The organism is uncultured Methanobrevibacter sp. (assembly GCF_905235195.1).
Classification (GTDB): domain Archaea; phylum Methanobacteriota; class Methanobacteria; order Methanobacteriales; family Methanobacteriaceae; genus Methanarmilla.
Window position 1 is genome coordinate 1 of the sequence record NZ_CAJOKH010000023.1, and the last position, 15,113, is coordinate 15,113.

Annotated in this window: 10 protein-coding genes and 2 tRNA genes; 8 read left to right on the forward strand and 4 right to left on the reverse strand. The window is 25.7% G+C overall.

What is annotated here, in order from left to right:
- Positions 1-148: 148 nt before the first annotated feature.
- The 6 genes from QZ146_RS03440 (at position 149) to QZ146_RS03465 (ending at position 8,509) form a co-directional block, all read left to right on the forward strand.
- A tRNA-Met gene (locus QZ146_RS03440) sits at positions 149-258 on the forward strand.
- Between the two features lie 276 nt (positions 259-534).
- Entirely contained in the window at positions 535-1,710 is a 1,176-nt protein-coding gene (locus QZ146_RS03445) for an aldo/keto reductase (RefSeq protein ID WP_295722259.1), read from the forward strand.
- Positions 1,711-1,833: 123 nt separating this feature from the next.
- Complete coding sequence (locus QZ146_RS03450; RefSeq protein WP_295722260.1) at positions 1,834-2,586, forward strand: HesA/MoeB/ThiF family protein; 753 nt, start codon at positions 1,834-1,836, stop codon at positions 2,584-2,586.
- A gap of 208 nt (positions 2,587-2,794) precedes the next feature.
- Complete coding sequence (locus QZ146_RS03455; RefSeq protein ID WP_295722261.1) at positions 2,795-3,745, forward strand: bile acid:sodium symporter family protein; 951 nt, start codon at positions 2,795-2,797, stop codon at positions 3,743-3,745.
- A gap of 1,406 nt (positions 3,746-5,151) precedes the next feature.
- Positions 5,152-6,492 (forward strand): type I glutamate--ammonia ligase, encoded by a 1,341-nt coding sequence (gene glnA / locus QZ146_RS03460; RefSeq protein WP_295722262.1) that lies wholly within the window; start codon positions 5,152-5,154, stop codon positions 6,490-6,492.
- Positions 6,493-6,817: 325 nt separating this feature from the next.
- A complete protein-coding gene (locus QZ146_RS03465) occupies positions 6,818-8,509 on the forward strand; it encodes a DUF128 domain-containing protein (RefSeq protein WP_295722263.1) in 1,692 nt (563 codons plus the stop codon).
- 491 nt (positions 8,510-9,000) lie between these two features.
- Here the strand turns inward: QZ146_RS03465 and QZ146_RS03470 are convergent, their stop codons facing one another.
- Positions 9,001-9,849: a hypothetical protein gene (locus QZ146_RS03470; protein WP_295722264.1), complete on the reverse strand. Its 849-nt coding sequence runs from the start codon at positions 9,847-9,849 to the stop codon at positions 9,001-9,003.
- Positions 9,850-10,040: 191 nt separating this feature from the next.
- Entirely contained in the window at positions 10,041-11,390 is a 1,350-nt protein-coding gene (purB, locus tag QZ146_RS03475; protein WP_295722265.1) for an adenylosuccinate lyase, read from the reverse strand.
- Between the two features lie 410 nt (positions 11,391-11,800).
- Here purB and QZ146_RS03480 point away from each other — a divergent pair, with 410 nt between their 5' ends.
- A complete protein-coding gene (locus tag QZ146_RS03480) occupies positions 11,801-12,448 on the forward strand; it encodes a class II glutamine amidotransferase (RefSeq protein WP_295722266.1) in 648 nt (215 codons plus the stop codon).
- A 47-nt stretch (positions 12,449-12,495) separates the two neighbouring features.
- Here the strand turns inward: QZ146_RS03480 and QZ146_RS03485 are convergent.
- Positions 12,496-12,569 (reverse strand) — tRNA-Glu (locus QZ146_RS03485).
- Between the two features lie 213 nt (positions 12,570-12,782).
- On the reverse strand, positions 12,783-12,944 hold the full coding sequence (locus tag QZ146_RS03490; RefSeq protein ID WP_295722267.1) for a preprotein translocase subunit Sec61beta: 162 nt from the start codon (positions 12,942-12,944) through the stop codon (positions 12,783-12,785).
- A 543-nt stretch (positions 12,945-13,487) separates the two neighbouring features.
- Here QZ146_RS03490 and lysS point away from each other — a divergent pair.
- Entirely contained in the window at positions 13,488-15,074 is a 1,587-nt protein-coding gene (gene lysS, locus QZ146_RS03495; protein WP_295722268.1) for a lysine--tRNA ligase, read from the forward strand.
- Positions 15,075-15,113: the final 39 nt, after the last annotated feature.

Below are 15,113 nucleotides of genomic sequence, written 5' to 3' on the forward strand. Positions count from 1 at the left end.
AGATTTAGAACAAAACAAGGTATATTTAACCAAATATTCAACAGAAAAAATGGATGGATGAAAAAAATAAAATCCCAACTAACAAAATGACAAAGCCTTAAAAGGAAAAATATATATATAATAATCATACAAAATATAATAGTATATTGCCGGGGTGGCTCAGCTGGTTAGAGCGCACGGCTCATAGGGTTTTTAGCTATGCTCTGACTGAATTCCTGGGATACCGTGAGGCCGCGGGTTCGAATCCCGCCCCCGGCATATATATCCCAGGAAAATATCAATCTTATTTTAAAACCTTTTTAAATATTTTATAATTTGCTTATTTTAAAAATAAATAAAAATTTATACATAATATATACTTGAAAAACTATTTTTTAAATATATTAATTTTAAAATTAAAGATAATTATTTAAAATTAAAAAAATAAAAATTAATTAAATAAAATAATTATTTTTGATTTGATTAATATAGCATAATAATTAAATCATGATTAAATTAAGAATAATTTAAACTTAATATGATTCTGGTGTTTAAATGGAATATAGGCAGTTAGGAAACACGAAGGAAAAAGTGTCAATTTTAGGTTTTGGAGCTATGAGACTTCCAACTGTTGAAGGTACCAATAGCCAAATTGATTATAAGAAAGCATCTGAGATTTTTTCATATGGTATAGATAATGGAATAAATATTATTGATACTGCATATTCATTTCATGCAAATGAAGTTCATGGAAAAGCAGGTAATAGTGAACCATTTCTTGGAGAATTTCTTGAGACCGGTTATAGAGAAAAAGTATATCTTCAAACTAAATGTCCCTCTTGGTTAATTAATACAGAGGCAGATTTAGAAAAATATTTAGACCATCAACTTGAAAGACTTAAAACTGATTATATTGACAATTACCTACTTCATGGAGTAAATAATGAAAACTGGCAAAATTATAAAAATGCAAATGTTATTGAATTTTTAGATAATGCAATTAGTGAAGGAAAAATCAAACATGTAGGTTTTTCAACACATGGAACATTTGAAACCCTTCTTGTTTTAACAATGGAATATGATAAATGGGAAATTGGTCTTACACAAATGAATTATTTAGATGAAACTTATCAAACAGGTATTGAGGGATTAGATTATCTTGCATCTATGAATATTGGAACTGAAGTAATGGAACCTTTACGTGGTGGAAGACTTGTTGAAAATATTCCAAATGAAATTATGAAAATGTGGGACACATCAGAAGAAAAACGTAGCCCTCTTGAATGGGCACTGCAATATCTTTGGGATATGGAAAATGTAAATTGTGTATTTAGTGGTATGCAAAGTCTAGAACAGGTTAAAACTAATATTGAAATCGCATCACGTTCTAAAGTAAATATGATTAGTGAAAATGATAAGCAGTTAATTAAAGATGTTGCAACTGAGTATAAACAGCATAAGGGTAATGACTGTACAAGTTGTGGATATTGTATGCCTTGTCCTAATGGAATTAATATTCCTCACTGTTTTAGGGAATACAATATTGGTAATATTTTAAATAATCCTAAAGCTTCTGCAATGCAGTATTTTACATATTTTGAAGATAATACATTGGCACATAATTGTACATTATGTGGTGATTGTACCAGTATGTGTCCACAAGCTTTAAATATTCCTGAAGAAATGAAAAAAGTTAAAAACTTCTTTGGAGTAGAATTTAACCATTTTTAATTAATAAATATTAAAAGATTTATATAAAACTATATAAATAAAAAGAAAAAAAGTAGTATTGATTAAAATTAACTATTGTTATATAATATTGGATTTTTAAAAATTAAATTTTAAAGTGAGAATATGCCTGAAAGATTCATAAATATGGGATACTGGGAAATTGTATCTAGACAAATGAGTATTGTTACAAAAAGCCAACAAGAAAGATTTAAAGAAAGCAAAATAACCGTAGTTGGCTGTGGAGGAATAGGTGGATCTGCTATTGAAATGCTTGCAAGAATGGGTATTGGTAAATTAACAGTTATAGATAAAGATTATTTTGATTTTTCAAATTTAAACAGACAATTATTTAGTAGTACAGATGTTTTAAGAGAAGATAAAGCTAAAGTTGTAAAAGATAAACTAAGATTAATTAATCCTTACATTGAAGTAGAAGCAAAAATTGAGGAGATTAATGAAAATAATATTAGTGAACTTAAAGATAGTGATATAATTATAGATGCATTAGATAATTTAGTAACTAGAGTAATTCTTTCAAGATTTGCAAAAGAAAATAATATTCCTCTTATTCATGGAGCAATAAATGGAACTCTAGGACAAATGACAGTATTTGATAAAGAGTCAACTAAAAGCTATGAGGAATTATTTGCAATACCCTCTAAAGGAAAGGAATTAACAGATGATGTAAAAAAAGAAATTAAAAGTTTAACATACGGTGTTCCACCAGTTATAGGTCCTGTACCCAATATTATAGGTAATTTGCAAGCATTTGAAGCATTTAAATATATTACAGACATTGGAACAATTACACGAGCACCTAAATTATTAAGCTATGATTTATTAAATTTAAATTCATTTAATATTGTAGAGTTATAATAAAAATCAATTAATTATTTTTATTATTTTAAAAAAAAATCATTTATTAATTTAATACTTTAACTACTTTTTTTTAAGAAAATGAAAAATATTTCGATTGATAAGAAATTTCTATACTTAATAAGAAAATTTCTCTATTTGATATATACTCTTCACATATGAGAAAAATGATAAAAAATATAAAATAATATAATTAATACTTTAAATTATGAAAAGATTGTTTAAATTAATAGAGAAATATTATTTTATAATCATTCTAATTAGTGTAGTCATTGCTTTTATAAATCCTAAGACCTTTAATTGGGTATTGGAAAAGTTTATAGGAATGAATATAATAAATATCCTTTTAGGTGTAATTTTATTTGGTATGGGTACCACATTAAAGATAGAACAGTTTGTAAATGTGTTTAAAAGACCTAAAGAGATATTGTTAGGAGTTTGTGGTCAATATTTAATAATGCCACTATTAGCTTTAACAATTGCCCGTTTATTTTCTTTAAATGAAGCTTTAACCGTGGGACTTATCCTTGTTGGAACAGTTCCTGGAGGAACAGCATCTGACGTTATAACTTTCCTTGCAAAAGGAGATTTAGCATTATCAGTTTCCCTTACTGCAGTTTCAACAGTTATTTCACCAATTCTAACTCCTTTAATTACATTTATTTTAATTGGAAATGCTATTTCATTTTCTCCAGCAGATATGTTCATTTCAATCGTTCAAATAGTAATTATTCCAATTGGATTAGGTTTGATTATTAATTATAAATTTCCTCACTTTTGTAAAGAATTAAAGGATTATTTACCTGCAGTTTCATCTATTGTAATTGCAATAATAGTTACAGGAGTGATTGGATCAAACAAGGAAGCTATTATCAGTTCATCTATGATAATAATTTTAGTAATAATCATACAATATTTCATAGGAATGGCTTTAGGATTTACCCTTGCTTATCTATCTGGAATGAAACCTAAGCAAATGATTACAATTGGTATAGAACTCTGTTTCCAAAACTCTGGATTGTCTACAAGTCTTGCTAAAACACATTTTCCCAATTTAACTTTAGCAACAGTTCCAGGAGCCCTATATTCAGTATGGCAAAACTTTGCAGGATCTATTTTAGCTTATATATTTACCCGTTATTTTAACAAAGAAGAATGATTTTTATATCATTCTTAGAAAGTTTTGCCCGAATTTTTGCTAGTATAGACATATAAAATTTTACATACTCAAATTTAGCTAATATATCAATTAAATCAAAACTCAATTTTTTTATTGTTTAAAAAAAAACATTATATTTTTTAAATGAGAAAAATTTAAAAAGTTTTAGAAATTTTGCATTGATTCTATTAATTATTTGAATAAATAATAGATTAAAACTGAAGAAAAATATGAAAAAATTTATAATAAAAAATCAATATAAATAATATTACAAGTTATATTTGATAGTAAATTTATGGTAAATTAGTGCTTAATTATGTAAAAACCTTTTTAAATTGGAAAAAATATTTTTTAAATATATTTACCGCTACTTAAAAGAATAAAATAAAATAAGATTAATATTTTTATTTACAATTCATATAGTGTTTATTAAATTAATATTATTACTCAAATATTATTTATCTAATTTGTACTTTTATTTCCTAAATTTGTTAAATACACAAAAATAGTGCACATAGTAGTGGAACTATTGAAATGTGAGGCCCTAATAATACTATAATAAACTCCACATTCACAAAAAACACGCATTTGATTGTGGAGCGATTGAAATAAATGGAAGCTATAATAATATAACAAACTCCACATTCACAAAAAACAACGCAGACGATCTGGCGGAGCTATGTAATGCAGATACTTATTAAACAAGGTTACAGGTAAAGGGACTTTAAAAGTAATATTTTAAAACAATGAAAATATAAAACTTTAGAATAAAAGAGAGTTGAAAATATTTAAATAATTAATTTAATTATTTTTTCCCTTTTATTCACTTATTACTTTTTTTTAAAATCTTAAATAGAAATAAAAAATATTTAAAATATAAAACTGATGATTTGTAATTTAATATTATTAAAATCTCCATATCTTTTTTTGTTATATGATACTAAAAAACAAAATTAAAAATTCTATAAATTGTTTAATATTATGAATAATATTATTAATATTGTTTAATTAAAAAAGCCAAAATTTATTTAATATAATGGACATAATTAGACATTATAAGGTTTTGAAAAGTTTTTATAGAAATTAATTATAAACGAATTAAAAATATAATTGATATTATCTTAATTAAAGAATTAGTTAAATTTTCTAAAAAAATCATTGAAAAATAGAATTTTTTAGAAAAAATAGATTATAGTCTAAAAATATCTTGAAATTATTTAATTTAGAAAAAGTTTATATATTCAAAAAAATAATATGTTTAATAGGAAGATGCCTTCCGACTAAAATTTATAATATATAATATGTTTAAAATTTTTTAATATTATAAGTTTAAATAAAAAATCAATTTAAAATTTTATTAGAAAAAATGATTTTAATTAAATTCATTGAAAAATGGAGCAAAAATAATGAGTAAAGAAGTAGATAAAATAATGGAACAAATAGAAAAAGACGATATACGTTTTGTGAGGTTACAATTCGTAGATATTAATGGAAAAGAGCAAAATGTTTCTATTCCACCAAGTGCCGATATGGATGAATTATTTGCCAATGGGACATTATTTGATGGATCATCTATTGCGGGATTTGTAGATATTAATGATAGTGACCTTGTTATAAAACCAGATATTAGTACTTATTCTAGATTACCATGGAGAGCAGAGGATTCTGCAGTATGTAGATTTATTTGTGATATTCATACTCCAGATGGAAAACCATTCCCTGGAGATCCTAGAAGTAGACTTAAAAAAGCTTTAGCTGATATTGGAAAAAAAGGATTAAAATATAATATTGGTCCAGAACCAGAATTCTTTATTGTAGATATTGATGATGAAGGATATCCAATGCCTTACGATGATGCAGGATATTTTGATGTAGAACCTAAAGATAAAGGACCTGATTTTAGAGGAGAAATCACTTTCAATTTACAGGAATTAGGATTTGAAGTTGAAGCAAGTCACCACGAAGTAGGTCCAGGTCAAAACGAAATTGCATTTAAATTTGATGATGCACTTAAAACTGCAGATGCTGTTATAACCTTTAAAACAGCAATCAAAGCAATTGTAGCAAATATGGCTGCATTTGATGAAATGGATTATAGAGTTACTTTCATGCCTAAACCATTCTTTGGTGTAAATGGTAGTGGAATGCACTGTCATCAAAGTTTATTTAAAGATGGATATAACCTATTTTTAGATCCAGATAGTGAAACCGGCCTATCCCAAGAAGCACTCTACTTCATTGGAGGTTTACTTGAACACGCACCTGCTCTAACAGCTATAACTAATCCTATTGTAAATTCATACAAACGTTTAGTTCCAGGTTATGAAGCTCCAGTATACAGAGCATATGGTCTTAAAAATAGATCTGCTCTTGTTAGAGTACCTGCAGCACGTGGAAAAGCTACTCGTATTGAATACAGAGCACCTGACCCTGCATGTAACCCATACTTAGCATTTACTGCTATGCTTGCAGCAGGTATGGATGGTATTAAAAACAAAATCGACCCTGGAGACCCTACCGAAATTAACATTTATAATTTAAGTGAGGACGAACTAGAATCAAGAGGTATTAGATTATTACCTGCTAGTTTATGGGAAGCATACCATGCTTTCGAAGAAAACGAAGTTATGATGAATGCTTTAGGAGAACATATCTCAGAAAAATTCTTAGAAAGTAAATACCAAGAGTGGGATGACTACAGAGTCCAAGTATTTGGATATGAACAAAGAAGATACTTAGATATTTAAATCTAAAAAACTTCTTTATTCATTATTTTTAACTATTTAAAAAAAAATATAAATTACTAATTTTAATATTTAACTCTATTTATTAAGTAAAAAAATTATAAAAATTAAAAAATAATTAAGATAAATAGTGAAATAATTTTACTCTAATTTTATAAAAAATAATCCTCTTATTAATACCCATTAAATGAATTTATACAGATTCAACTTATTTTTACAAACATAGTAAAAAAAATTATAACTTTTAATATTGATTTAAATAAATAAATTATATAGGATAAATAATAAAAATTAATATAATTTAAGAAAATTTCAAAAAAGTGTAATTATGTCAGAATCTGAACACCGAATGATAGAAATTTTAAGAATATTGAATCAACAAGAAAAACCTACGGGGTCTAAAATAATAGCTACTGAATTAAAAAATAGAGGATTTAATTTAGGAGAACGTGCTGTTCGTTATCATATGAAAATTTTAGATGAAAAAGGACTTACAAAAAAGGTAGGATATTCAGGAAGAGAAATTACCAAATTAGGTAAATCTCAACTTGAAAAAGGACTTGTATATGATGAGGTAGACTTTACTTTCTCAAAATTTCAGGACTATATATATCAAACTGATTTTGATCTTAACACCTATGACGGAACCGTAATTGTAAATACTAGTAATGTATTAGAAAAAGATGCATTGGATATTATTAAAAAGGTTTTCAAGTCAGATATTGCAGTTAGTCCTTTAGTTGGAATAAACTGTGAAAATATTAGTGGAGAAGAAGGTTATACTGTTAAAACCATTTGTGGAACAACAATTGATGGTATATTCTTAAAAAATGGAATAGCTACCCAACCAAAATTCGGTGGAATAATTGAAGTTAAAGATTATGAACCTCAAAGATTCGAAGAAATAATTTCCTATAAGAAAACTTCAATTACCCCTCTTGATGCATTTATTGCTAAAAATATGACCTCTGTTTTAGATGTTGTTCAAGAAGGTAATGGTTCAATACCTGCAAACTTTAGAACTATTCCAAGTACAGCGAAAAATAGAGCTATCGAAATTATTAAAAAACTTAAAAAATCCAATATTGGTGGAATTATTGCTATGGGCAGAGATGGGGAAGATATTCTTGGTGTACCTGTAGGCGAAGGTTCTATAGGAATTGCAATTGCAGGAGGAGTAACACCATTTTGTGCAGCACAAGAATTAGATTATGATGTTGATATACAACTTGGTGAAGACCTTGCAGATTATAAGGAACTTAAACCAATATGTAAAACCAATCCTCATTTAAGAGATATTAATCCTAATAAAAAATATAAGCCAATGCCTTTCTTTTTATCTAAATCAATGAATCTAATCCAAGATACAAATTATAATTGGCAAGAAGATGAAGGAAATATTATTGTAGATATTTCATATATTAATAAGAAAGACTTAGATAAATCATTAGATATTTATGAAAATGCATACAAAGAAAATCCTAAATGTGTAAACCCATATTATAAAATTGTTGAACATGAAAAAGATGATGAGAAGGTAGGTATTGCTACTGTATGTAGTTTGTCAATTGATGGAATTTTAATAAATAATGGAATAATGACCATTCCTAAATATGGAGGACTTTTAGAAATTAATAAACCTCCATTATTTGTTGAATTAATATCATATAATGGAACTAGTATAGATCCTCATAAAATATTTATCTTTAAAAACCTAACTTGTATAAATAAACAAGCAAATAAAGTTCAAAGAGTCTTAGCTTCCATTAAAGAAATACCTAATATTGCTAAAGATGAAAGTAAGGAAATATTAACTGAACTTCAAAAGAAAGATTTACCTATTTATAAAATTGGTAAACCTCGAGAATTAGTATATAATGCTCCTGTAAATAATTATAATTTTGGAATTGTTGCAGGAAGTGGATTAAATTCCATATCTGCAATTAGAGAAAAAGGAATAAATATTGATGTTAAAGCTTTAGAAGGAATAATGGCTTTAAATGAAATGGACAAACTTTAACTTATCAATAGCTTAATCCTTATTATTTTATTATTGTTTTACTTTTATTTTATTATTATTGTTTTAGTTTTATTGTTTTAATTTTATTATTTTATTTTTATACTCTCTTAACCCTATTTTTCTAGAAGTTTTAATTGAAAAAAACAAATTTTCAAAGCTCCAAATCATGTATTTTAAATGAAATAATAATCCATAATTATGTAAGAATATAATTTTATTTGATTTAAATTAAGTGGCAAATCAATAATATTATGAATCTTATGATTAATTTTTAAATGAGATTAGTTCATATATATATACATATCAACATATATAATGATAAAAATAATAAAAAATTAATAAAAATTATAAATAGTTAAAAATAATTAGAATAGATAAAAATAGTTAAAATAGTTAAATATTAGTTAAAATAGTTAAAATCAATTCAAAATAGATAATAAAATAAAGTAAAATAAAGTAAAATAAAAAAAATATAAAATAAGTCATAAGACTTATTCTAATTCTAATTTAAGTTTTCCTAAACTATTGGAAATTTTATTATAAACAAATACAATAATAAAAGTTCCAATAAATCCGCCGATGAAACTTGAAACAATATTGTAAAGTGCAGAAATAGCTAATTTTTGATTAATAACAAGTAATAATAGTGACATAACTACCCCTACAACAAGAGCGATAACTGACATGATAATAGCTGCACTTTTAGCATCCACACTTTCAACTGAAGTATATTCACGACCAGATTTTAATTCTACTTTAATACCTCCAAGATATGAGGTGAGAATATTATAAATAGATACACCAATTAAAACATCAACAAATGTTAATAAAAATGTAGACACGATTAAAATCAATGTTACAGCAGGAGAAAATAGAAGTGCAATAAGATTATACATTAACATTGCAAGTCCTATTTGACCAGTTAACATAAGCATTTGAAGAATAGCAGATGCCATAAATGGAACAATAACCACGGACATTACATAAACAAATATAAATGCAATTGTAGCAATGATAGCAAAGACCAATGCTGTAGATACAGTGTCAATTTTTACAATTCTACCATCTTCAATTTCAAATCCAATACAACTTAATTTTTTAGTTAACACATTATAGAGGAATCCTCTACCAAAGAAAAATATTATAGAATATAAAATAGTTCCAAAGATTATAAATGGAACCAAACTTATATTTGCAACAAGTACATTAGCTCCTCCAACTATGAGAATATAAACAACTAAGATTAAGACAGCAATAATACTTAATACAGTATATATCCCCATACCTATAGTTGTAAGTGAAGATAAATCTAATGATTTAATTTCTTTTTTATTTACCATTTTTTTCACCTTTTAAAATAAAAATTTAAATTAAAATATTTTAATTAATAAAATTTTTTAATTATATACTTATATTATTTTATTAGAAATATACTATAAAAAGATTTTTATAAAAAAAAATTTAAAAATTTAAAATGTTAATTTTACAATAAATCAAAGAAAATCAATGATTAATTATTTAATAATTTAATCTAAAACCAATTTTTAGATGCATCTACAATTTCACTTACAATTATTTCAGATGAACCTATGTAAGTGTGAGGATCCATTATTTCTTGAACTTCCTCCTTAGATAAGAATTTACTTGCCTCTTCATCTTTTAATATTAAATCTGCAAGTAAAATTTTTTCTTTATTTGCTTTAATAGCATTTTTTCTAACAATAGCATATGCAGTTTGTTTACCCATACCTGCTCTTGTAAGTTCTGCCATTAATCTTTCAGCCATAACTAAACCATGAGTTTTATTTAGATTTTCTTCAATATTATCATCATAAAATACAAGATTAGTCATTAATTTAATTGTAAGTTGTAAAATATAATCAGTTAAAATACATGATTCTGGAAAGATTATTCTCTCACAAGAAGAATTGGTTAAGTCCCTTTCATGCCATAAAGGATTATTTTCTAAAGCAGGTGCAACATATGATTTTATAATTCTAGAAACTCCACAAATCCTTTCAGCAGTAATAGGATTCATTTTATGTGGCATAGTACTACTACCTACTTGTTTTTCAGGATCAAAGAATTCACCAAGCTCCATTATTTCAGTTCTTTGAAGGTTTCTAACTTCAAGTGCTATTTTATTTAAGGTTGATGCAAGATTTGCAAGAACCATTAAAAATTCAGCATGATTATCCCTTTGAACAACTTGATTTGTAATTGTTGCAGGAGGAAGATTTAATTTTTCAGCAACTTTTTTGTGAACTTCCCATCCTTCAGAACCTAATGCTGCAGTTGTTCCAACTGCCCCATCTAACATTCCAACACATACATTTGCCCTTGCATTTTCTAATCTATCATATTGTCTTTTAAGTTCAGCAGCCCAATTAGCAAATTTCATACCATATGTAGTTGGAATTGCATGTTGACCATGAGTACGTCCAATACATACTTTAGATTTATTTTCATCTGCTAATTTAATAGTAAGTTCAGTTAATTTTATAATTTTCTCTTCAAGTACTTCAATAGAATCCCTAATTAATAAAGAATTAGAACTGTCTACAACATCATTAGATGTAGCTCCAAAGTGAACATACTCTCCTGCATCACCTTCACATTGTTCTGCTAAACCTTGAACCATAGATGCAATATCATGTTTTTTAGCCCTTTCTATTTCATCTACCCTTTCAAGTTTAACATATTTTGTGCTTGCTTTTGATTTAATTTCATCAGCATATTCCTTTTTAATAATTCCCAAATCTCCCTCAGCTTGTGCTAAAGCAGATTCAACATCTAACATTCTTTGTAATTTATTTTCACTTTCCCAAATTCTTTTCATTTCAGGAGTACCATATCTAAATTCTATTGGATGAATAGCCATTATAACACTTCTTTTTACTTTAAATATTTAAATAATAAGTAAATTATACCAAAATATAAAATTATATAAAAAAATATATTAGTAAAATAGTAAAATTTACATAAAGTTATAAATTATAATTTATTTTTTAAAATTAATATAATTAGTTATTTTGCCATAAGCTTAAAGTAGAACTTATTAAAAAATAGACTACGAAAAATGGATAAAAATCCTTTATTTTGAAAATAAAGAAAATTAATTTTGTAAAAAATTATATTATTAAAGAGACACCTTAAAGAAAAAAGATAATAATATTAAATATTAAATTATCCAAATATTAAATTATTTATATCTAAAAATAATATTATAATAATGGATTAGATTAAAAAAAGAAATAATAAAAAATAATCATTATAAAAAAGGGGAATAAAATGTGTGTAATAGTTATTAAACCTGAAAATACCAATATTTCAAGAGAGGATATTGAGGCAATGTATAAACAAAATCCTCATGGAGTTGGAATTAGTTACTATGATGATAAAAAAGATACTCTCATATGGAAGAAAGGTTTAACCGATTGGGACGAAATAGAAAAAATTATAAATGATTTATATTCAGTTGAAGCTATTGTACATTTTAGATATGGTACTTCTGGACCTAATAATGCTATCATGTGTCATCCATTCCCTATTAATGAGGAAAATAGACTCAAAGGAGAATCTAAAAAATTATTTTATCATAATGGTGAGTTAAAACCATTTGAACCTGAAGAAAATGCACCTTGTAGTGATGCTTATATTTTCTGGAGAGATGTTATAAATAAAATAGATCTTCCACTATCCCCTGAAATTTTAAAATGGTTTGATGATGGAATAAATAAAATGGCCTTTCATACAACTGAAGGCATACAAACCGTTGGGGAATACTATGATTGGAATGGTTTAAAAGTGAGTAATCTTAAATTTACCCGATTTTTATTTGAAAAAAGTAAACCACGCAAAGTATTATCCTACATTAAATGGAATATTGTACTAAAAACAATTAATGGAACTATTAATTCTTGCACTAAATTAAAATAGAATAGTTTCAAAATAAACTAATTATTTTTAAAAAAAAATAGAAATAATGCTCCGCCCGGGATTCGAACCCAGGTCTCAGGCTCGAGAGGCCCGAATGATTGACCATCTACACTAACGGAGCAAATATTAATAATTTATAATATCTTAATTAAATTTCTTAAATTAAGATAAAAAACTAATAAACTTAACTTATACTTTAATTATAATCATATAATTTAATGATAAATATAATTATGATAATAATTTAATGATCATAATTTAAAATATGCTAATTTTAATAAAAAAATACAATAAGCATATTTTACTTAATTAACTATTAAACTAGTAAATTTTTTTATGCTGAAAACCTTAAAACAAAACAGAAAATTGCAAGTACAATAGTAACAATAACTACTTGTTGAGGTGAAAGTTTAGGTCCAACACTTTCTTCATCGAAATACCTAACTAATCCAGCACCAGTTTGTGGCATATCAACTTTCTTATCTTTTTTTGCCATGAAATCACCGTAAATTTTTCTTTAAAATAAATATTATAAAAGTAATAATAAAAATTCAATAATCTATAAAATTGATTATACAAGTATTTATGAAATTTCTATTATTTATATTTTAGAGGAAATTTTAAAAATTTTAACAATAAAAAAAAATATTAAAAATAATCTAGAGGAAAATAGAAATTTTTAAAAATAAATAAAATACTTCCTTTTAAAAATAAAGGACTCTTATCTATTTTTTATATTATATTTTTTAATTAAGTTGGCAAGCTATATTTTAAAAAAAAATAATCAAAAAAAATTAGAATAAAAAACTGAATCTTAATATATTTATATTATAAACTTAAAAAATATAGTATTATAATATAAAACTTTTTTTAATAAATTTGGTTCAAAAAATATATTAAAATTGAATAAATTATATTTTGGAAATTTAAATATAAAATGAACTTATTTTAAAATTTAAGTTTTAAATTAGACTTATTAAATTATTTAAAATCTAAAATTATTAAACTAAAAAAAAATTTAAACACATATGGTGATTATATGGAACATTGGATAGAAAAAATAGCTGATGATTTAAATAATATGGATGTTAAAAAACATACAATTGCAAGTGGGACATCCATTTCTGGTTCAATACATATTGGAAATTCCTGTGATATTTTCATTGCAAATGCTGTGGGAAAAGCACTTAGAAAATTAGATAATGATGTTGAAGTTATCTGGATTGCAGATGACCATGACCCTTTAAGAAAAGTACCTTACCCACTTCCTGAATCTTACTCTAAATACTTAGGTATGCCATACTCTACAATCCCATGTCCTGATGGATGCTGTGACAACTTTGTAGAACATTTTGAAAAACCTTTATTTAATGTATTAGATGATTATGGAATAGATGTTACTATTAAATCTGGTTTTGAAATGTATAAAGCTGGAGAATATAATGATTATATTAGAAAATCTCTTGAAAAACATAATGAAATTAAGGAAATATTCGACCAATATAGAAGAGAACCTTTAAGTGATGACTGGTTACCATATAATCCTATTTGTGAAGAATGTGGAAGAGTAAATACTACTACAGCATATGACTATGATAAAGATAAGGTCTACTACAAATGTGAATGTGGTCATGAAGGTGTAGTTGATATTACAAAAGGTGATGGTAAACTCACCTGGAGAGTCGAATGGGCAGCAAGATGGAAAATATTCAATACTACATGTGAACCATTTGGTAAAGATCATGCTGCTAGTGGTGGAAGTTATGATGTAAGTAAATTAATCTCTAAAGAAATATTTGATTATGAAGCACCATACCCAATTCCATATGAATGGATTACTCTTGATGGTGAAGCAATGAGTAAATCCCATGGAGTTTTCTTTGCACCTGAAGAATGGTTAAAAATTGGGCCTGCTGAAAGTTTAAATTATTATTTATTTAGAAGTAAACCTTTAAAACCAAAAGATTTCTCACCTAAAATGAAATTTTTAGATTTAATGGATCAATTTGACACTGTAGAAAAAGTTTTCTATGGAGAAGAAGAAGCACCATCAGAAAAAGAAGAAGGTAAATTCAAGGAAATTTACAATGTTTGTCAGATAAATGAAAAAGAAAGTTTACCATTTAGACCTTCTTACAGATTCCTTGTAAATGCTGTGCAAATTGTAGGAGAAGAAGATTTGGAGAAAATCTTTAAAATCTTAAAGAAAAACTCACAATTATCAAAAAGCTTTGCAGATAAAGAGTTTGAAGATTTAAATGAAAGTGAACTTGCCCAATATAAAGAAAGAGTAGAAAATGTACAATACTGGTTAGATAACTATGCACCAGGATTTGTTAAATTCCAAGTCCAATACAATTCTATTCCAAACTTGCCACTTCAAGAAGAACAGAACGGATTTTTAAGTGATCTTGCAGATTTACTTGAAACAAATGATTTTGAAAAATCTGAAGATCTACATGATGAAATGTATAAAATATTAGAAAAATATGGTATTAAACCACAAAAGGCTTTTCAGGCTATATATAAAATGATACTTGGTAAAAAACAAGGACCAAGAGCAGCTTCATTTTTATTATCTTTAGATAAAGACTTTGTTATTAAAAGATTAAGAAAAGAAGAATAAAATCTGTTTTTAATTTTTTATTAAATTTTTTTAAATTTT